The organism is Xenorhabdus littoralis (assembly GCF_033949345.1).
GTDB lineage: Bacteria > Pseudomonadota > Gammaproteobacteria > Enterobacterales > Enterobacteriaceae > Xenorhabdus > Xenorhabdus littoralis.
Window position 1 is genome coordinate 20,184 of the sequence record NZ_VCDP01000065.1, and the last position, 20,914, is coordinate 41,097.

18 protein-coding genes and 2 tRNA genes are annotated in these 20,914 nt (G+C 45.8%); 17 read left to right on the forward strand and 3 right to left on the reverse strand.

The annotated features are described in order from the left end of the window. Positions 1-47: 47 nt before the first annotated feature. A complete protein-coding gene (gene gppA / locus FE394_RS15465; protein WP_319927257.1) occupies positions 48-1,556 on the reverse strand; it encodes a guanosine-5'-triphosphate,3'-diphosphate diphosphatase in 1,509 nt (502 codons plus the stop codon). Positions 1,557-1,599: 43 nt separating this feature from the next. Continuing rightward, positions 1,600-2,886, reverse strand: coding sequence for an ATP-dependent RNA helicase RhlB (gene rhlB, locus FE394_RS15470; protein WP_319927258.1), 1,287 nt, complete (start codon positions 2,884-2,886; stop codon positions 1,600-1,602). Positions 2,887-3,036: 150 nt separating this feature from the next. Here rhlB and trxA point away from each other — a divergent pair, with 150 nt between their 5' ends. The 14 genes from trxA (at position 3,037) to wecG (ending at position 18,722) form a co-directional block, all read left to right on the forward strand. Continuing rightward, positions 3,037-3,363: a thioredoxin TrxA gene (trxA, locus tag FE394_RS15475; protein ID WP_319927275.1), complete on the forward strand. Its 327-nt coding sequence runs from the start codon at positions 3,037-3,039 to the stop codon at positions 3,361-3,363. A gap of 810 nt (positions 3,364-4,173) precedes the next feature. Then, positions 4,174-5,433, forward strand: a complete 1,260-nt coding sequence (gene rho, locus FE394_RS15480; RefSeq protein ID WP_319927259.1) for a transcription termination factor Rho — start codon at positions 4,174-4,176, stop codon at positions 5,431-5,433. 356 nt (positions 5,434-5,789) lie between these two features. Beyond that, positions 5,790-6,881: a UDP-N-acetylglucosamine--undecaprenyl-phosphate N-acetylglucosaminephosphotransferase gene (gene wecA, locus FE394_RS15485; protein ID WP_319927260.1), complete on the forward strand. Its 1,092-nt coding sequence runs from the start codon at positions 5,790-5,792 to the stop codon at positions 6,879-6,881. 30 nt (positions 6,882-6,911) lie between these two features. After that, entirely contained in the window at positions 6,912-7,982 is a 1,071-nt protein-coding gene (gene wzzE / locus FE394_RS15490) for an ECA polysaccharide chain length modulation protein (RefSeq protein WP_319927261.1), read from the forward strand. A 61-nt stretch (positions 7,983-8,043) separates the two neighbouring features. Beyond that, entirely contained in the window at positions 8,044-9,174 is a 1,131-nt protein-coding gene (gene wecB / locus FE394_RS15495; protein ID WP_319927262.1) for a non-hydrolyzing UDP-N-acetylglucosamine 2-epimerase, read from the forward strand. Beyond that, the gene (gene wecC / locus FE394_RS15500) at positions 9,171-10,433 is read left to right on the forward strand and encodes a UDP-N-acetyl-D-mannosamine dehydrogenase (RefSeq protein WP_319927263.1); all 1,263 of its coding nucleotides are present in this window, start codon (positions 9,171-9,173) and stop codon (positions 10,431-10,433) included. Before wecB ends, wecC begins: the two co-directional genes overlap by 4 nt. Next, positions 10,430-11,515 (forward strand): dTDP-glucose 4,6-dehydratase, encoded by a 1,086-nt coding sequence (gene rffG / locus FE394_RS15505; RefSeq protein WP_319927264.1) that lies wholly within the window; start codon positions 10,430-10,432, stop codon positions 11,513-11,515. The genes wecC and rffG overlap by 4 nt, the downstream gene beginning before the upstream one ends. Before the next feature lie 17 nt (positions 11,516-11,532). Then, on the forward strand, positions 11,533-12,414 hold the full coding sequence (gene rfbA / locus FE394_RS15510; protein ID WP_319927265.1) for a glucose-1-phosphate thymidylyltransferase RfbA: 882 nt from the start codon (positions 11,533-11,535) through the stop codon (positions 12,412-12,414). Next, entirely contained in the window at positions 12,392-13,117 is a 726-nt protein-coding gene (gene rffC, locus FE394_RS15515) for a dTDP-4-amino-4,6-dideoxy-D-galactose acyltransferase (RefSeq protein ID WP_319927266.1), read from the forward strand. The genes rfbA and rffC overlap by 23 nt, the downstream gene beginning before the upstream one ends. A gap of 1 nt (position 13,118) precedes the next feature. Further along, positions 13,119-14,249: a dTDP-4-amino-4,6-dideoxygalactose transaminase gene (gene rffA / locus FE394_RS15520; protein ID WP_319927267.1), complete on the forward strand. Its 1,131-nt coding sequence runs from the start codon at positions 13,119-13,121 to the stop codon at positions 14,247-14,249. Position 14,250: 1 nt separating this feature from the next. After that, the gene (gene wzxE / locus FE394_RS15525) at positions 14,251-15,501 is read left to right on the forward strand and encodes a lipid III flippase WzxE (RefSeq protein ID WP_319927268.1); all 1,251 of its coding nucleotides are present in this window, start codon (positions 14,251-14,253) and stop codon (positions 15,499-15,501) included. Continuing rightward, entirely contained in the window at positions 15,498-16,580 is a 1,083-nt protein-coding gene (locus FE394_RS15530) for a TDP-N-acetylfucosamine:lipid II N-acetylfucosaminyltransferase (protein ID WP_319927269.1), read from the forward strand. Before wzxE ends, FE394_RS15530 begins: the two co-directional genes overlap by 4 nt. Next, positions 16,577-17,998 (forward strand): ECA oligosaccharide polymerase, encoded by a 1,422-nt coding sequence (gene wzyE / locus FE394_RS15535; protein ID WP_319927270.1) that lies wholly within the window; start codon positions 16,577-16,579, stop codon positions 17,996-17,998. Before FE394_RS15530 ends, wzyE begins: the two co-directional genes overlap by 4 nt. After that, complete coding sequence (wecG, locus tag FE394_RS15540) at positions 17,985-18,722, forward strand: lipopolysaccharide N-acetylmannosaminouronosyltransferase (RefSeq protein WP_319927271.1); 738 nt, start codon at positions 17,985-17,987, stop codon at positions 18,720-18,722. The genes wzyE and wecG overlap by 14 nt, the downstream gene beginning before the upstream one ends. A gap of 34 nt (positions 18,723-18,756) precedes the next feature. Here wecG and FE394_RS15545 read toward each other — a convergent pair whose 3' ends face one another. Beyond that, positions 18,757-18,996 (reverse strand): hypothetical protein, encoded by a 240-nt coding sequence (locus FE394_RS15545; RefSeq protein WP_319927272.1) that lies wholly within the window; start codon positions 18,994-18,996, stop codon positions 18,757-18,759. A gap of 101 nt (positions 18,997-19,097) precedes the next feature. Between FE394_RS15545 and thrP the strand changes: the two genes are divergently transcribed. The 3 genes from thrP to FE394_RS15560 all read left to right on the forward strand — a co-directional run bounded on the left by thrP (position 19,098) and on the right by FE394_RS15560 (position 20,879). Beyond that, positions 19,098-20,483, forward strand: coding sequence for a bifunctional threonine/serine APC transporter ThrP (gene thrP / locus FE394_RS15550; RefSeq protein WP_319927273.1), 1,386 nt, complete (start codon positions 19,098-19,100; stop codon positions 20,481-20,483). Between the two features lie 148 nt (positions 20,484-20,631). After that, positions 20,632-20,708: transfer RNA gene (locus FE394_RS15555), tRNA-Arg, on the forward strand. 95 nt (positions 20,709-20,803) lie between these two features. Beyond that, positions 20,804-20,879 (forward strand) — tRNA-His (locus tag FE394_RS15560). The last annotated feature ends 35 nt before the right edge of the window (positions 20,880-20,914 follow it).

The window sequence follows — 20,914 nt, forward strand, 5'->3', positions numbered from 1 at the left end:
AACCCTGTATTCGTGTTGAATGCAGGATATGGGCACAGATAAAAAAGTCAGCCTAGATGAGAATTATTCTGCTCTTCAAGGAACAATGACCATTGGACATAGCTCTGCCATTTCATTTCCTGCTGTAATGCTTCTGACCTGAATGGATATTGCATCAGCCAGTGGTAGGGAAGAGTAATAATGAGTGTTTCATTTTCCACTTGTAACCTTAAGGCCGGTAGCGTCTCATCCTGTCGGCGGTTAGAAAAGATAATCGCCAAACGCAGTAAGCGGCACAACCGTTGTGCCTGTAATGATAGCAAGGCATTTTGCTGACTGAGTGATGATAAATCGATAGAACCGTTTTGATTTTTCAATAGTGCCGCTAATAGCCGTTTTTGGGCTGGGGTATAGCCGGGTAAATCCAAATGGCGGATCAGATAAGCGGAATGTGCCGCCCTTTGGCCAAAATCAACGCACAGGCCTATTTCATGGAGCAAACATGCGCTGCTCAATAATTCTCGGCAGCGTTCATCTAACTCCCAGGACTTAGCGACTTGTTGGCAAAAATTATCAGCCAATTGTCTGACACGCTGCGCCTGTTCAATATCCAGTTGAAAGCGATGCTGAATATTACGTAAGGTTCTTACACGAATATCCTGTTCAATCGGTAAATCCAGCATGCCGTAAACCATACCCTCACGCAGCGCTCCACCTGCCAGAGTCATGCTTTCAATATTCAATGCCTGAAAAATGGCGATTAAGATTGCCAATCCACTCGGGAAAACCAGCGCCCGTTCCAGTGTCAGCCCGTCAATTTCCAGCTCTTCCAGCTTATCGCACTTAATCGCCTGATGTCTGAGTTGCTGAAGTTTGGGCAAAGTGATCAGCTCATCCATTCCTTGAGCAATCATGATTTCCTGCAAAGCCTGTACCGTGCCTGAAGCCCCAACACAAATTTGCCAGCCCTGTTCCAGCAGTGTAGTGGCGACAGGGCTGAGAATACGATGAGCGGCAGATTCAGCGTGGGCAAAGTTTTCTTCTGTCAGGCTGCGATCGTTGAAATAGCGCCCCAGCCAAGTGACACATCCCATCTCAAGGCTGAATAGTTGGTTAGTTTTGGCCCCGACACCGATAACCAGCTCTGTACTGGCACCACCGATATCCACGACAAGCCGCTTTTCAGGCCCGCCAGTCGTGTAGGCAACACCCTGATAAATCAGCCGAGCCTCTTCTTCACCACTGATGATATTGACTGGGCTGCCCAATATTTCTGAGGCTTTCCCGACAAATTCATCCGAATTTACTGCGAGTCGCAAAGTTGCTGTAGCCACAACACGGATCTGCGTGGCAGGAATACTCTGCAAGTATTCGGAAAAGAGGCGAAGGCATTGCCATCCCCGCTCCATTGCTTGCTGTGATAAATGGTTATTTTTATCTAACCCGGTGGCCATCCTAACCTTGCGCTTGATACGGGTGACCACTTGAATGCTGCCGGATACTTCACGGACAACCAGCATATGGAAACTGTTTGAGCCTAAATCGATAGCGGCATAGAGCGAAGAAGAACTCAGCATAGTATTTATCCCAGCATAGTATTTATCTCAGCATCGAGTTATTTCAACTTGAGTGTGGTTTACGATTGCGTGTCGGATTGCCACGGCGCGGCATATTTGAGCGGCGTGGATGTCCCCCTGGGCGTGAACGGTTACGGCGCTTAGGAACGGGCAAATCTTGCAACAACGCATCACTGTTATATTTACTGACAGGTATCTGGTGCTGAATATACTCTTCAATTGCTGGTAAATTCAGTGCGTACTCTTCACATGCCAGACTGATGGAGTGACCACTTTCTCCGGCACGTCCCGTCCTGCCAATCCGGTGGACATAATCTTCACAGTCATCCGGCAAATCATAGTTAAATACATGTGTCACAGATGGAATATGCAGACCACGAGCAGCAACATCTGTAGCGACGAGAATATCCAGATTACCCAGACTGAATTCCTCAAGGATACGCAGACGTTTTTTCTGTGCAACATCGCCGGTCAATAGGCCGACGCGATGACCATCAGCCTCTAAATGCGCCCAGACATCCTCACAGCGATGTTTTGTATTGGCAAAAATAATGCAGCGATCAGGCCATTCTTCTTCCAGCAGAGTCTGTAGCAGACGCATTTTTTCTTCATTGGAAGGATAAAACAGCTCTTCCTGAATACGGTGCCCTGTCTTCTGCAACGGTTCTACTTCAACATATTCAGGATTATTCATTTGCTCGAAAGCCAGCTCTCGCACTCGGTAAGACAAGGTTGCGGAAAACAGCAAATTCATTCTTTCTGTAGCAGCCGGGATACGACGGAACAGCCAGCGGATATCTTTGATAAAGCCCAAGTCGTACATGCGGTCTGCTTCATCGAGCACGACAACCTGAACGGCACCAAGATGGACATGCCCTTGTTTTGTGTAATCGATTAAACGACCCGTTGTGCCAATTACGATATCGACACCTGATTCCAGCACTTTCAGCTGCTTATCATAGCCATCGCCACCGTAGGCAAGGCCCATTTTCAATCCAGTGACTTCTGACAACTCTTCTGCATCAGAGTAGATCTGGACAGCTAATTCACGTGTGGGAGCCATAATCAGCGCTCTTGGCTGATTGATTTTTCGCTCCTTCGCTGCTGGATTAGTTAGCAAGTAATTAAAAGTAGACGTCAGAAATGCCAGCGTCTTACCTGTTCCGGTTTGTGCCTGCCCCGCAACATCTCGGCCTTCGACAGTGAAAGGCAATGTTAGCGCCTGTATCGGCGTACAGTTGGAAAAGCCCTTTTTATCAATAGCTTCTAGGACCTTGGGGTGCAATGCGAAGTCGGAAAACTTCTTTTCTGTCAAATGTGTTTTGCTCATAGTGTGGTAGAATATCAGTTAACTATTGCTTTAAGAAAGTGTATCCGCTGAAATAAAGACACCCGTATGTCGATTAATGTACACTGATACCGTAAAAGATTTTACTTTGGAGTCAAAATAATGAATGAGAATATTGTGAACGAGAAAGCAGTGAGTGCAGGTATCACTCATTTGGCTGACAGTGATTTCAATGAAGATCAACTGAATGTGAAAGGTGCTGTTCTCGTTGAGTTTTGGGCAGAATGGTGTGGCCCTTGCAAAATGATTGCGCCTATTTTGGATGAGATTTCTTCAGAATATGCCGGAAAACTGACGGTTGCCAAGCTGAACATCGACGATCACTCAGAAACAGCACCAAAATTTGGTATCCGTGGCATACCGACACTGATTTTGTTTAAAGACGGAGAGAAGGTCGCCGTAAAAGTGGGCGCTCTGTCAAAAACTCAACTGAAAGAATTTCTAGAACCACACCTCTAATTTAGAGTCAGGTCACAGTAATTGTGGGCGTTTAGTGGATAAAGTGATTTATCCCACTGACCGCTAGACGTCCGCTACGAAGCGTGGTAAGTTAGCAGCCACGTGCTTGTAGAAGCATTTCATGAATGAATTTTTTATCCGATATAAGACCTTATCTGATAGAGAAGTTTATTGATGTAAAGAGTTGACATTAAGCATGTTGCATACTAAATAATCTGTAGTGTCTGATAAATCTGTTATTTCTGGCTCATCTGGTAGCATAACGCATTGGGTAAAGTTTCTGAGTCTATATACAAATCGTTCAGTATATGGCTTTATACACTGGTATCGTTTTGGTGCTGAACCCTTTTTAAGCAATAAGGCTTTTATGCTGGTCATAGAATCCGCTCAGGCAGTGTTCATGCTAAAACTATTCCGATGAAGCTATACTGATGAAACTATGCTGAAATAGTGTTCACTGTTATAACGTTATAATAGCGCCTGCATTCGCTATCTATCTATAAGATAGTCATAAAAGGTAGTTATAAACAGTACTCGCGCCGGGATGATGCTTACGCTGAGATAGTTCTTATAGATAGCTAATTCTTATATTGAAATTAACCACGTTTTGTTATTATCTCAGTTGTGTTTGACAGTTTGTCAGCCTTATTTTGATATCAATCTGAGTACTTCAAACTATTGCCTTGTAATATAATTTAATATGTTAAAAGGCTTATCCGTTTTTGGTACAAATATACAGGCACCGATAACGCTGCCATACCATTCACGTTCATAGTTCGAGATATACCCCGAGTTAAAGAACCCACCATTATGAATCTTACCGAATTAAAGAATACGCCAGTATCTGAATTGATTACTCTCGGCGAAAATATGGGGCTGGAAAATCTGGCTCGTATGCGTAAGCAAGACATCATTTTCTCTATTCTCAAGCAGCACGCGAAAAGCGGAGAGGATATTTTCGGAGATGGTGTGCTGGAGATATTACAGGATGGATTTGGTTTCCTCCGCTCCGGAGACAGTTCCTACCTCGCAGGCCCCGACGATATTTACGTTTCTCCTAGTCAAATCCGCCGTTTTAACCTCCGTACCGGTGATACCATTTCAGGCAAAATCCGCCCACCAAAAGAAGGTGAACGTTATTTTGCCCTGCTGAAAGTTAATGAAGTTAACTTTGACAAGCCTGAAAACGCCCGTAATAAAATTTTGTTTGAAAACCTGACTCCACTTCATGCCAACAACCGTTTGCGCATGGAACGTGGTAATGGTTCTACTGAAGATTTGACTGCCCGTGTTCTGGATTTGGCAGCACCGATTGGTCGTGGTCAGCGTGGCCTGATTGTTGCCCCGCCAAAAGCGGGTAAAACCATGCTGCTGCAAAATATTGCCGCTAACATTGCCAACAACCATCCAGACTGTGTGCTGATGGTTCTGCTGATTGATGAACGTCCAGAAGAAGTAACCGAAATGCAGCGTCTGGTAAAAGGTGAAGTTATAGCGTCCACCTTTGATGAACCTGCTTCTCGTCATGTCCAAGTGGCTGAAATGGTCATTGAGAAGGCGAAGCGTCTGGTTGAGCACAAGAAAGACGTTATTATCCTGCTGGATTCCATTACCCGTCTGGCTCGTGCATATAACACCGTAGTTCCTGCGTCCGGCAAAGTATTGACTGGTGGTGTGGATGCGAATGCGCTGCATCGTCCAAAACGTTTCTTTGGTGCTGCACGTAACGTTGAAGAAGGCGGTAGCCTGACTATCATCGCGACAGCACTGGTTGATACCGGTTCTAAGATGGATGAAGTCATTTACGAAGAATTTAAAGGTACAGGTAACATGGAATTACACCTGTCCCGTAAGATTGCTGAAAAACGCGTTTTCCCTGCGATTGATTACAACCGTTCTGGCACACGTAAAGAAGAGCTGCTTACAACACAGGATGAACTCCAGAAGATGTGGATCTTACGTAAGATCATCCATCCGATGGGTGAAATCGATGCGATGGAATTCCTTATCAACAAACTGGCTATGACAAAAACAAACGAAGAATTCTTCGACTTTATGAAACGTTCATAGTTCTGTCATCGAACCATCGTTCTGCACTCAATAAAGAGTCGTCATTTCCTTAAAGCGCCACATTTTTGTGGCGTTTTTTTTATCGATGACTGACCTTATTCGCCTGAAATGGTACGTTTTTTGCATGTTTTTCGGCTGATTAAATGCATATTCTATAAACGAACGCCTTATAATGGTTCAATAGTATGGTTATTAGTCATGCTTGACAATTTGCATGATCCTATTTGAATAATTTTTATAAGTCAGGACGCCTTGTTTTGTTAACAGGGAACTTATGGGTTTTGGTGTCGAATGGGACATCCATAATTCAATGAATAATAGATGCCCTATCATTATTTTTACAGAGAGTTGTTATTGTGAATATTCCTAGCATGAGTGCCGAAATTTTTTGCGTATTTATATTCTCATTCGCGTTTTTATTTGTGGCTCGTAAGGCAGCAAAAAAAGTCGGTCTGGTTGATAAGCCTAATTATCGCAAGCGCCACCAAGGCCTAATCCCTTTGGTCGGTGGCATATCTGTTTTTTTTAGTCTTTGTTTTGCGTTTGTTATAACAAAAGAATTTATACCTCATAAGTGGCTGTACCTGATTTGTGCAGGAATATTAGTTTTTATCGGTGCGCTAGACGACCGTTTCGATATCAGCGTGAAGATTAGGGCAACGATTCAGGCATTAGTCGGTATCGGTATGATGTATTTCGCAGACCTTAAGCTAGAGAGTCTGGGAGGTACTTTTGGCTCATGGGAGATGACGCTTGGACCATTCAGCTATGTTGTGACTTTATTTGCGGTCTGGGCAGCTATCAATGCGTTCAATATGGTGGATGGTATTGATGGACTGTTGGGCGGGCTATCCTGTGTCTCTTTCGGGGCGTTGGGGATTTTACTGTACGAAAATGGTAATACAGCATTGGCGTTCTGGTGCTTTACATTTATGGCAGGTATCTTGCCCTATATTTTTCTCAATCTTGGATTACTCGGAAAACGTTTCAAAGTATTTATGGGTGATGCGGGAAGTACCTTAATCGGCTTTACCATTATCTGGTTACTGATAGAAGCGAGCCAAGGGGGGGAACGCCGTTCTATTAACCCTGTGACGGCATTGTGGATCATTGCGATTCCATTGATGGATATGGTTGCCATAATGTACCGTCGACTGCGTAAAGGGATGAGCCCGTTTTCTCCAGATCGTCAACATATTCACCATTTAATTATGCGTGCCGGGTTCACTTCCCGACAGGCGTTTATCCTGATTACTTTGGCAGCAATTTTACTTGCATCTATTGGGATTATTGGAGAACGATTAAGTTTTGTTCCTGAATGGGTGATGTTGGCATTGTTTTTGCTTGCATTTATGTTGTATGGCTATTGCATTAAACGAGCATGGCGGGTAGCCCGTTTTATTAAACGGTGTAAACGTCGTATGCGTCGGTCACCAAGCCAGCATTAAAAATATCGACTATCAAAGAGGTTTTGGGCAGTGATAAACTCAGAAACGAAATCTAAACAGGATCAACCTGCTATAGAGCATGAGCTGGATATTCGGGCACTATGTCATGCTCTGTGGAGTGGGAAGATATGGATTATCGCACTGGCAATGATTTTCGCTGCCGCCGCTCTAAGCGCATCTTACCTGATGCAGCAAAAATGGAGCGCAACCGCTATTGTGGATTTGCCGACTACCAACAATCTGGGTAGCTATTATTCACAACAACAATTCTTGCGCAATTTGGATACCCACATCAATGCGTCGCCAGAGGTGCAATTGCCGACCATTTCAGATGGTGCATACAAAGAATTTATGACACAGCTCGCGGCATATGATACCCGCCGTGAATTTTGGCTTCATTCTGATTATTACAAACAGCGCAGGGAAGGGCGTACTAAAGCAGATGCTGTCTTGTTGGAAGAGCTGATTAACAATACTCAGGTCATGCGGAGTGATGACAAAAAGTCATCTAATGACAGTATCAAATTGATCGCTGAAACAGCGGCTGATGCCAACCAACTTCTGCGTCAATATATTGCGTTTGCTAATCAGCGGGCGAGTACTCACCTGAATAATGAAATCAAAGGTGCATGGGCAACGCGTACCCAGTCGATGAAAGCCTTGGTTAAACGTCAGGAGATGGTAGCCAAAACGATGTATCAACGTGAGCTGAATGTCTTGCAGCAATCACTGAAAGTGGCGGGAAAACAAGGTATTCACCGCAATCAGATCAGCATTCCTATCGAAGAATTACCTGAATCCAAAATGTTTATGCTGGGGACGCCACTGCTGCAAGCCCAGATCGAAACGCTGGAAGCAACAGGGCCTGACTACAGCATCGATTATGATCAAAATATAGCGATGCTGGCTACATTGAATGTCGGCCCTACCTTACAAAACGTTTTCCAGACCTACCGCTATCTCAGGACACCTGAAGAGCCCGTTACCCGAGATAGTCCTCGCCGTGTTTTCATGATGATCATGTGGGGTGCCATCGGCATGTTGGTTGGTGCTGGCGTCGCTTTAGTCAGACGTCCACGCTCCGTCAGTTCATATAATTAACCCATAAACAACGTCTTTTCGTGGAAGCATCAGCAATGATAGACAAAATAAGAGAGCCACTGTGAAAGTGTTGACTGTGTTTGGTACTCGGCCTGAAGCCATTAAAATGGCGCCGTTAGTACACGCATTGGCTAGGGATACTGCCTTTGACGCAAAAGTGTGTGTCACCGCCCAGCATAGAGAAATGCTGGATCAGGTATTGCATTTGTTTGGGATAACACCGGATTTCGATCTCAATATTATGCAAAAAGGACAGGATCTGACGGATATTACATGCCGTATCCTGCAAGGCATGAAGCCTGTATTGGAAGAGTTCAAGCCGGATGTGGTGTTGGTGCATGGTGATACGACCACGACCATGGCAACCAGCCTGGCTGCGTTCTATCAGAATATTCCGGTAGGACATGTTGAGGCTGGTCTGAGAACGGGTGATCTGTATTCTCCGTGGCCGGAAGAAGCTAACCGTAAGATAGCGGGACACTTGGCAATATACCATTTTGCACCGACAGAAAATTCACGAAATAATCTCTTAAAAGAGTCCATTGCCGGAAACCGGATTTTCGTTACGGGCAATACGGTTATTGATGCTCTGCTGGCAGTGCGCGACCGCATCATGAATGACGAAACCATGTATGCGCAACTTGCTGAGCTTTACTCTTTCATTGATCCGAATAAAAAAATGATTCTGGTGACAGGCCACCGTCGTGAGAGCTTTGGTCAGGGATTTGAACGCATTTGTGAAGCTTTGGCGCAAATCGCCAGAACACATCCTGAAGTTCAGGTCGTTTATCCTGTCCATCTGAACCCGAATGTCAGTGAGCCGGTTAAGCGCATTCTGCATGATATTGACAACGTTATTCTTATCAAACCACAGGATTACCTGCCATTCGTTTACCTGATGAATCATGCGTACATGATCTTGACCGACTCAGGCGGCATTCAGGAAGAAGCTCCTTCTCTTGGAAAACCGGTTCTGGTTATGCGTGATACAACCGAACGACCTGAAGCCGTCGATGCGGGGACGGTACGTTTGGTTGGTACAGAAACACAAACCATCGTGACCGAAGTTACGCGTTTATTGACGGATGACATCGCCTATCAACAAATGAGCCATGCCCATAATCCTTATGGTGACGGTCAAGCTTGTCAGCGAATTCTTGAAGCATTGAAGAAAAATCAGGTGATATTATGAGTTTTGAAACAATTTCTGTGATCGGTCTTGGTTATATCGGCTTACCCACCGCAGCGGCATTTGCTTCCCGCAAAAAAACGGTCATTGGTGTAGATGTTAACCAGCGTGCGGTCGAAACGATTAACCGTGGCGAGATCCATATCGTTGAGCCTGATTTGGATAAAGTGGTGAAAGTCGCCGTTGAAGACGGCTATCTGAAAGCCGTGACAACTCCGCAAATTGCAGATGCATTCTTAATTGCAGTACCGACCCCTTTCAAGGGTGATCATGAGCCGGATATGGCTTACGTGCGCTCCGCAGCGGAATCAATCGCGCCAGTCTTGAAAAAAGGTGACCTGATTATTCTTGAATCTACTTCGCCTGTTGGTGCGACGGAACAGATGGCAGAATGGTTGGCTGACGCACGCCCTGATCTCTCATTCCCACAGCAGGCGGGTGAAAATTCAGATATCGACATTGCCTATTGCCCTGAGCGTGTTTTACCGGGTCAGGTCATGGTGGAGTTGATTAAAAATGATCGCGTTGTGGGTGGCATGACAGCCAAATCATCCCGCCGGGCAAGTGAGCTATACAAGATCTTCCTTGAAGGTGAATGTGTTATCACCAACGCCAAAACGGCGGAAATGTGCAAACTGACTGAAAACAGTTTCCGTGATGTCAATATCGCTTTTGCCAACGAACTTTCCTTGATTTGTGCTGAACAGGGCATCAATGTGTGGGAGCTGATTAGTCTGGCAAATCGTCATCCACGCGTAAATATCCTGCAACCCGGACCGGGGGTGGGTGGGCATTGTATCGCCGTCGATCCGTGGTTTATCGTCTCCCAGAATCCTGAACAATCCCGATTGATCCATACCGCCCGTTTGGTCAATGATGGCAAGCCGCTTTGGGTCGTTGATCAAGTGAAAGCTGCCGTGGCGGATTGTCTGGCAGAGAGCGGCAAACGCGCGAATGAGGTCAGAATTGCCTGTTTTGGTCTGGCCTTTAAACCGAATATTGATGACTTGCGTGAAAGCCCGGCCGTTCATATCACAAAAATGGTTGCACAGTGGCATGCCGGGCAGACCGTGGCTGTTGAGCCGAATGTACATGAACTACCCGCCTCACTAAAAGGTGTGGTGGAATTGCGTAATGTGGATCAAGCATTGGAAGAGGCTGACATTATATTGATGTTGGTGGATCACAGCCAGTTTAAAGCCATTCATGGCGATGCAATAAAACAGAAATGGGTGGTCGATACAAAAGGAGTTTGGCGTTGAAACGTATTCTTATTACGGGTGGGGCGGGCTTCATCGGCTCTGCTGTCGTCCGTCACATTATCAGCCAGACTGAAGACAGCGTTGTTGTTGTCGATAGCCTGACTTATGCCGGTAATCTTGAATCATTGGCTTCGGTTGCTCATCATCCCCGTTATGCCTTTGAGCAGGTTGATATTTGCCAACGTGATGCTCTGGATCGCGTATTTCAGCAATACCAACCGGATGCAGTCATGCATCTGGCGGCAGAAAGCCATGTTGATCGCTCTATTGATGGGCCAGCGGCTTTTATCGAAACCAATATCATGGGTACTTATACTTTGCTGGAAGCAGCACGTGCATTTTGGCAGCAGCTTGATCAGGAAAATCAGGTAACATTCCGCTTCCACCATATCTCAACAGATGAAGTCTATGGTGACTTGCACGACGAAGATGAATTCTTTACTGAAACCACACCTTATGCACCGAGCAGTCCTTATTCTGCATCTAAGGCATCCAGCGATCATCTGGTCAGGGCATGGCACCGTACCTATGGTTTACCGACGGTGATCACGAATTGTTCCAATAACTATGGGCCTTATCATTTTCCGGAAAAACTGATCCCATTAATTATCCTGAATGCACTGGCAGGTAAGCCTTTGCCGGTTTACGGCAAGGGGGAGCAAATCCGTGACTGGCTGTACGTGGAAGATCACGCAAGAGCATTGTATCTGGTCGTCACTCAGGCAATCGTTGGTGAAACCTATAATATTGGTGGACATAACGAGCGCAGAAATATCGATGTTGTGGAAACGGTTTGTGAATTACTGGAAGAACTTTGTTCTGAAGGAAAAGGTCCTGAAAAACCAGCGGGTGTCGCACATTATCGAGATCTGATTACTTATGTGACAGACCGTCCGGGGCATGATATGCGTTACGCGATTGATGCAGCGAAAATTGAGCGCGAATTGGGCTGGATACCTCAGGAAACCTTCGAATCAGGCATTCGTAAAACAGTGCAATGGTATCTGGAAAATGAAAATTGGTGGCGCAGAGTTCAGGATGGTTCTTATGCTGGAGAACGTCTTGGGCTGGGAAATGAATAAGCCCGTCTGGAGATAACATGAAAGGAATTATACTGGCTGGTGGCTCCGGCACTCGTTTGTATCCAATAACACGTGGCGTATCGAAACAGTTATTGCCTATTTATGACAAGCCGATGATTTATTATCCGTTGTCAGTTTTAATGTTGTCGGGAATACGCGATATTCTGATTATCTCTACACCGGAAGATTTACCCGCTTTTAAAAGACTATTGGGTAACGGTGAACAATTTGGTATCCATCTGAGCTATGCAGAACAGCCTTCCCCGGATGGTTTGGCACAGGCATTTTTGATCGGTGAAGAATTCATTGGCAATGATGCTTGCTGTCTGGTGCTTGGAGATAATATCTTTTTTGGTCAGGCGTTTAGTCCTAAACTGCAAAGTGTAGCGACACGTGAAACAGGTGCTACTGTATTTGGCTATCAAGTGATGGACCCGGAACGATTTGGTGTCGTGGAATTTGATGATCAATATCGGGTGCTGTCCATTGAAGAAAAACCGGTACAGCCTAAATCTAACTGGGCGGTGACCGGACTCTATTTTTACGACCACAAAGTGGTGGATTTTGCTAAACAAGTAAAACCTTCGAGCCGTGGCGAACTGGAAATTACCAGCATTAACCAGATGTATCTGGAATGCGGCGAACTGAATGTTGAATTATTGGGACGCGGTTTTGCGTGGCTGGATACGGGCACTCATGACAGCCTGATTGAAGCCAGCACTTTTGTTCAAACTGTCGAGAAGCGACAAGGTTTCAAAATTGCCTGTCTGGAAGAGATAGCATGGCGCAATGATTGGTTGAGTGCTGAACAAGTGAAAGCGGCTGCCGCAGACTTGGCAAAAACGGGCTACGGCAAATATCTGATGGATTTGCTCAATGTCTATTCACGCCAATCTTGAGCCACTGACTTGGGATAGCCAATTCTTTGGTTTATCCACTGCCCGTCTGCATTTATTACCGGAAGACTCACTCGAAGCGGCAACGATAACGGCTGCTCAGTTGGATGAGTACGCACTGGTACAAGCAAAGGTTCCTGCCCAACACACGGCCATTATTGATGGTTTATCTGCTTTGGGATTTTCGTTGGTGGAAGGCGAGGCGGATTTACTGTTATCGATTGGTTCTGGGAATATCACGGAGAGTCATGCGAGACAGGAACTCATTTTTGCAAAACTACAAGATATACCTGCCTTGACGGCGATTGCGGCGCGTGTATTCACGGCCAGCCGATTCCGTGCACCTTGGTATCAGCCGGATGATAGCGGACGGTTCTATGCGACCTGGGTCGAAAAAGCGGTTTTGGGTACGTTTGATCATGAATGCTTACTTATCAATGATGAACATGGTCAAATGATGGGATTCGTCACCTTAAGAGATCTCGGCGGTCATGAGGCACGTATTGGCTTATTGGCCGCTGTGCCGGGCAGTCATCAGCAGGGAATCGGAAACAAATTAATGTCGGCGGCGCAGCAGTGGTGTCATCACCATCAGATACAACGACTGAGAGTGGCAACACAAATCAGCAACATCGCTGCTTTGCGCCTTTATACACGTCGTGGTGCCATCATTGAAAGCACCGCATATTGGTTATACAGAGGATGAAATGATTCCATTTAATAAACCACCGATAGTCGGCACTGAACTGGAATACATGAAACAGGCGATGGCCAGTGGTAAATTGTGTGGCGATGGTGAATTTACCAAACGTTGTGAATTATGGATGGAACAGCGTTTTGGCTGCCCGAAGGTGTTGTTGACCCCATCCTGTACGGCTTCACTGGAAATGGCGGCTATTTTGCTGGATATCCAGCCGGGTGATGAAGTCATCATGCCGAGCTATACCTTTGTTTCGACCTCCAATGCGTTTGTCCTGCGCGGAGCCACCATTGTGTTTGTGGATATTCGCCCTGAAACCATGAACATTGATGAAACCCAGATTGAATCAGCCATTACAGAAAAAACCCGCGCCATCGTACCCGTGCATTATGCGGGTGTAGCCTGTGAAATGGATACCATCATGTCATTGGCGGAAAAATATAACCTGTATGTGGTGGAAGATGCGGCTCAGGGCGTCATGTCCACCTATAAAGGCCGTGCATTGGGTACAATCGGGCATATAGGCTGTTTCAGCTTCCATGAAACCAAAAACTATTCAGCAGGTGGTGAAGGTGGGGCGACATTAATCAATGATGAATCCATGATCGCCCGTGCTGAAATCATTCGTGAGAAAGGGACTAACCGTAGTCAGTTCTTCCGTGGCCAAGTGGATAAATACACTTGGCGCGATGTCGGTTCCAGCTATCTGATGTCTGACCTGCAAGCCGCTTATCTGTGGGGACAACTGGAAATTGCCGAAGAAATCAACCAGCGCCGTCTGGCTTTGTGGGATAACTATTACCAAGCCCTGAAACCGTTGGCAGATGCTGGACACTTGATCTTGCCCGTCGTTCCTGAAGGTTTGGAACACAATGCCCATATGTTCTACATCAAGCTAAAAGGTGTGGAAGAACGTGGTGAATTTAACCGTTACATGAAAGAGAACGGCATCCTCAGTGTCTTCCACTATGTCGCATTGCACACCAGTCCTGCGGGTGAAAAATGCGGCCGTTTCCACGGGGAAGATCGCTTTACAACCCGCGAAAGTGAGCGCTTAGTGCGTTTGCCGATGTTCTACAACATCACTGACGAAGAACAGCAAATCGTCATTGATCGTATCAAGGAATTCTTTGCCTGATATGTCACTTGCCAAAGCTTCTGTTTGGACGGCAGGCTCCACACTGATCAAAATTGGTGTGGGGCTGCTGGTTATTAAACTTCTCGCGGTGTCTTTTGGCCCAACGGGTGTTGGGCAAGCAGGCAACTTCCGTCAACTGATCACTGTACTGGGCGTATTGTCCGGTGCGGGGATTTTTAACGGTGTGACGAAATATGTAGCAGAACATCATCAGCAACCAGAAAGACTCAGGGCGGTGTTGGGCACATCATCCTCAATTATTTTGGTTTTTTCGACCTTGCTGGCGGTGATTTTTCTCTTGTTCAGCGACGCTATCAGTCTTGGTTTATTTGGTCATAACCGTTACAAAACGGTTGTGCAGGCGCTCGCATTTATTCAAATGGGAATCGCCTATGCCAACTATTTTCTGGCTATCCTGAAAGGTTTCAGGGATGCTCAGGGTAATGCGTTGGCCATAATTTTGGGTAGCCTGACGGGTGTCATTGCTTATAGCCTCTGTTATTGGTTAGGAGGTTACGAAGGGGCACTGGCAGGGTTGGCTTTGGTGCCGGCATTAGTGGTTTTGCCCGCAGGACTGATGATTTTTTATCGCAAGGCAATTACATTTTCGGCCTTGAAACCCATGTGGGATCGTGCGATTGCCAGCCATTTGGGAAAATTTACCCTGATGGCATTGTTCACTTCCATTACACTGCCAGTCGCTTATATCATGATGCGGAATTTACTGGCAGAGCGTTATAGCTGGGAAGAGGTTGGTATTTGGCAAGGGGTGAGCAGTATTTCGGATGCCTATTTACAATTTATCACCGCCTCTTTCACGGTCTATTTGCTGCCGACACTTTCCCGCTTGGAAAACAAGCAAGAAATTACCAGCGAAATTGTGAAGGCACTGAAATTTGTTTTGCCCGCCGTGGCTGCTGCCAGTTTTTCAGTCTGGTTGTTGCGGGATTTCGTCATTTGGCTGCTGTTTTCTGACAAATTTATCGCCATGCGGGATCTATTTGCATGGCAGCTAGTGGGTGACGTGTTAAAAGTTGGCGCTTACGTTTTTGGTTATCTGGTGGTAGCGAAAGCTGCCCTGCGTTTTTATGTATTGGCTGAGATTAGTCAGTTCCTTCTGCTGACTGGTTTTTCTCACTGGTTGATACCGGAAAATGGCGCATTGGGAGCGGCTCAGTCATATATGGCAACTTATATTATTTATTTCATTCTTTGTTGTAGCATATTTATTATTTACCGCAGGCGAGCATGACAACCCTAATTCACGTTCTGGGATCGGATATCCCACATCACAATCAAACGTTACTGCGTTTCTTTAATGACGTCTTGGCGCAGGAGATGAGTTTCCCTGCCAACCCGTGTTTTATGGTGGTATCCAAAGACCACACATGGCTATCGAATTATCCTGACCTGACGATTTCGGTTTATGATAACAAGGCCGTTTTATCAAAAGCAGTGATCGAGAAAGCACAGGCAGACAGAACGGTTCGTTTCTTTTTCCACGGGCAATTTAATGCTGCCTTGTGGCTGGCTCTCTTAATGGGCAAAATCAAGTCGCATCAATTTTGGTGGCATGCGTGGGGAGCTGATTTATATGAAGACTCCCGCCAGCTGAAATTCCGGTTGTTCTATCAGCTTCGTCGGTTAGCGCAGAAGAAAGTGGGGCATATTTTTGCCACGCGCGGCGATCTCCAGCATTTTCTCCAGTCCAGGCCCCATGTGCCATCATCATTGCTTTATTTCCCGACACGTATGGACCCTGCGCTCACGGTAACAGAGAAAACATTTTCACCAGAAGGGATAACCGTCTTACTGGGAAATTCGGGAGATCAATCTAACCGCCATATTGAAGCCTTACATAAGCTCCATCGCCAGTTTGGTCGTGAGGTACGGGTGATTATGCCAATGGGCTACCCTGATAATAACCAAGCCTATATCCAGAGCGTGGAGAAAACGGCATTGTCGCTGTTTCCGGCACAAAACGTTCGTATCTTGCAAGATAAAATAGCGTTTGACGAATATTTGTCATTGTTGCGCCAATGCGATTTGGGCTATTTCATTTTTAATCGTCAGCAGGGGATTGGAACACTCTGCTTGTTGATTCAATTCGGTATTCCGTTTGTCCTGAGCCGCCAAAACCCATTCTGGCATGATTTAACGGAACAGCAGGTGCCTGTTCTGTTTGATGGTGATGAACTGAATAGACACTGGGTGCAGGAAGCACAGCGTCAGATGCTGTCCCTCGATAAAAAGACGATTGCCTTTTTTGAACCCAACTTTATTGAGGGGTGGAAAGCTGCCCTATCGGTGGCATCTGGAGAGTATCAATGACTTTGACGCAATTCAGTGGGCTATTTGTCGTTTACGTGATCTCATTGGTCTTTATCCTGACCCTGACGTATCAAGAATTTCGGCGTGTCCGCTTTAACTTTAATGTCTTCTTCTCATTATTATATTTGCTGACATTTTATTTTGGTTTTCCGCTGACCAGTATGTTGGTGTTTCAGTTTGGTGTTCAGGTAGTGCCGGTCGATTCATTGCTGCATGCGATGCTGGCATCCGGTTGTTTTTACGCTATTTATTATGTTGCATATAAAACACGCCTCAGTAAGGCTCGCAATAATCAGCCCGGAACTGAGACATTACCCGATATTCCATCGCGCAGGCCCCTGTTCTCCATGAATAGGGTAGAAACTAATCTGGCATGGCTGTTGCTTGCTGGTATTTCTATTGTCTCGGTGGGATCGTTCTTTATGCAGAATGGTTTCTTGCTGTTTAAATTACAGTCCTATAGCCAGATATTTTCCAGCCAAGTTTCTGGCGTGGCGCTCAAGCGGTTTTTCTACTTCTTCATCCCTGCCATGCTGGTGATCTTTTTCCTGAAGCCAACTAAAATCCGTTGGTTGTGCTTCTTAGTGGGAACAGTAGGGTTTGGCATCCTGACTTATGTCATCGTCGGGGGAACGCGGGCAAATATCATTATCGCGTTCGCCCTGTTCCTGTTTATTGGTATTGTCCGTGGTTGGATCACGCTGTGGATGCTGTTTGCTGCGGGTATTATGGGTATTGTCGGCATGTTCTGGCTGGCATTGAAACGTTATAGCTTGGACGTGAGTGGTGCGGAAGCATTTTATACGTTCCTGTATCTCACAAGGGATACTTTCTCTCCGTGGGAAAATCTGGCTCTGTTGCTGGATAACTACAGCAAAATAGATTTTCAGGGGCTGGCTCCGATTATCCGTGATTTTTATGTTTTTATTCCCAGTTGGGTATGGCCGGATAGACCTAATCTGGTCTGGAATACGGCTAACTACTTTACATGGGATGTGCTGAATAATCACTCAGGCCTTGCGATCTCACCCACACTGATTGGCTCACTTGTGGTCATGGGGGGCGTATTTTTTATCCCTTTAGGCGCAATTGCTGTCGGCTTTATTATCAAATGGTTTGATTGGATTTATGAAGCAGGTAAACAGGAGGCCAATCGTTATAAGTCAGCGATTTTGCAGGCTTTCTGTTTTGGTGCAATCTTTAACATGATTGTTCTTGCTCGTGAGGGTGTCGATTCTTTTGTTTCTCGTGTTGTGTTCTTTTGCATTGTTTTTGGCCTATGTCTGATCGCGGCGAAATTACTGTATTGGTTGTTTGAAAGTGCAGGGCTGATTCGAAAATTGATTGTCAGCAACTTGGCTGCATCACAAAAAACATCTGTTATTTTGGATGTAAGGAAGAAAAATGGCGTTGAATAACATTCCTAAATACCGCATCCGTGGCCTCAATATCTGGGGATTTCGTGGCATGTCTCATTTTCTTGATCATCTTTTTCAGGATGGGCAGGTAAAAATCGGTACGCTGGTGGCAATTAACGCAGAAAAAGTCCTCACGGCAGAAAAAGACAATGCACTGAAGATGTTGTTGGATGAGTCGGAATACTTATATGCGGATGGTATCAGTATCGTGCGAGGTATCCGCCGTAAATACCCTGATGCAGATGTGTCGCGTGTTACGGGCGCGGATTTGTGGGAAGCCTTGATGGAACGTGCCGGACGTGAAGGTACGCCAGTCTTCTTGGTCGGTGGTAAACCCAATGTTTTGGCTGAGACAGAGAACAAATTGCGTACCCAATGGAACGTCAATATCGTGGGCAGTCAGGATGGTTATTTTACAGCGGAAACGCGTGGCTCAGTGTTTGAGCGAATTCATGCCAGCGGAGCAGAGATAATAACTGTTGCAATGGGATCGCCTAAACAGGAGATCTTCATGCGTGATTGCCGCAAGATACATCCGGATGCATTGTATATGGGCGTTGGAGGGACTTATGACGTCTTTACCGGGTATGTCAAACGCGCTCCGAAAGTCTGGCAGAATCTGGGCCTGGAGTGGCTATACCGACTGTTGTCCCAACCGAGCAGAATCCGTAGACAGATCAAACTATTAAGATTCCTTGGCTATTATTACGGTGGCAAGCTCTAGCCCACATATTTCTGCTTTAAGCCTGCTGCATAAATCACACTTTTTTATATGCAGCAGGTTTCTGCTTTCCCTTCTGTTGCCTTACTTTCTGCTGTCTTATTTTTTTCTGCGTTATTTTCAGCCGCATTTTCGCTATATTTGTTAAAAATGTGATAAATCTATCTTGTTGCATGATTGAAAAATCGACATTATCGACGTTGTTCTCTTCAACTGCGATGCCAAACAAAATCGGCATTGGTTCAATTTTATAATTTTTTATTTCACTGATTGGCAAAACGTGTTTTGATCCCTGCCTTTTTTACAATGATTGATTATCAATTCCTGTATTTTTTCTGTTTGCAAATATAGACATCATAAAAGTGGATAGGGAGTTTTATGAGTGATTCAAAACAGAGCCTGCAAAGGGGACTTGAGGCACGTCATATTGAGCTGATTGCATTAGGTGGCACAATCGGCGTAGGGCTGTTTATGGGATCAGCCAGTACCTTAAAATGGGCGGGCCCTTCAGTTTTACTGGCTTACATCATTGCTGGGCTTTTTGTTTTTTTCATCATGCGTTCAATGGGGGAAATGCTATTCCTTGAACCTGTTACCGGCTCATTCGCCGCTTTTGGACATAAATATCTTAGCCCTTATTGGGGATGTCTGACAGCGTGGGGCTATTGGTTTATGTGGGTTTCTGTGGGGATTTCAGAGATCACTGCCGTGGGCGTGTATGCTGAATTCTGGTTTCCAGAACTGCCTCAATGGGTCTCTGCTCTGGTAGCGGTCGGATTGGTTTCTTTGGCTAACATGGCGGCAGTGCGGCTGTATGGCGAGTTGGAATTCTGGTTTGCCATGATCAAAGTGACGACGATCATCGTGATGATTCTGGTTGGCATTGGTTTGATTTTCTTCGGTCTGGGAAATGACTGGCAGCCTATTGGTTTGGGTAACCTGACCGCACATGATGGTTTCTTTTCTGGTGGCTGGAAAGGCTTTTTATTTGCTCTCTGTATTGTTGTCGCTTCCTATCAGGGGGTTGAGCTGGTGGGAATTACTGCCGGTGAAGCGAAAAACCCGCAGGTTACCCTCAAGAAAGCGATCAACAATATTCTGTGGCGCATCCTGATTTTCTATGTCGGCGCTATTTTCATTGTCGTGACGCTGTTCCCGTGGACTGAAGTTGGTTCGCATGGCAGTCCGTTTGTCATGACTTTTGCTAAAGTTGGAATTGTTTCTGCGGCAGCGGTCATTAACTTTGTTGTACTGACAGCCGCACTTTCCGGATGTAACAGCGGAATGTACAGCGGTGGCAGAATGCTGTATGCCCTGGCTCAAAACCGCCAGTTGCCGGCTTCACTGCTGAAGTTGTCAAAAAACGGTGTACCGGTGAAATGTATTGCGATCACCATTGGTTGTTTGATTGCAGGCTCCAGTCTGAATTACCTGCTTCCAGATCCACAATCAGTATTCGTTTACGTTTATAGTGCCAGTGTCTTACCCGGTATGGTGCCGTGGTTTGTTATTCTGGTAAGCCAACTGCGTTTCCGTAAGCATCACGAAGAAGCGATGAAACAGCATCGGTTTAAATCAATCCTGTTTCCTTATGTCAATTACCTGACCTTGATTTTCCTGTGTTGTGTATTAATAGGAATGGCGCTTAACCCGGATACACGTTTTTCCTTGATGGTCGGAGGCGCATTTTTGTTGCTTGTGTCTCTCATTTATTGGCTAATGAAAATTTTTCGCGGAAAAGATCAAGCCAGATTGGCGGATTGATTTTTAATCAGTAAAATCCTTTGCGGTGGAAATGTGCTGTCTTTATCAGCTAACTGAACAAAGCATAAGCAAACGTATCATTTCTTTTAAAAAAGCACTGGACAGTACGACATTAAATCCGTACTATCCTCCACCGCAACGGCGTTAAGCGCCCGTAGCTCAGCTGGATAGAGCGCTGCCCTCCGGAGGCAGAGGTCTCAGGTTCGAATCCTGTCGGGCGCGCCATTTTAAAGCGTTCAAGAGCAGTGACAATGAGTTATCGTGGTCGACGCGATTCGTTGTAAGCAGTACAAAAAGCAAAAAGAAAGATAGTTGTTATGGTGGCTATAGCTCAGTTGGTAGAGCCCTGGATTGTGATTCCAGTCGTCGCGAGTTCGAGTCTCGTTAGCCACCCCATCTTTTTTATGAAACGCGAGGGTGGCGGAATTGGT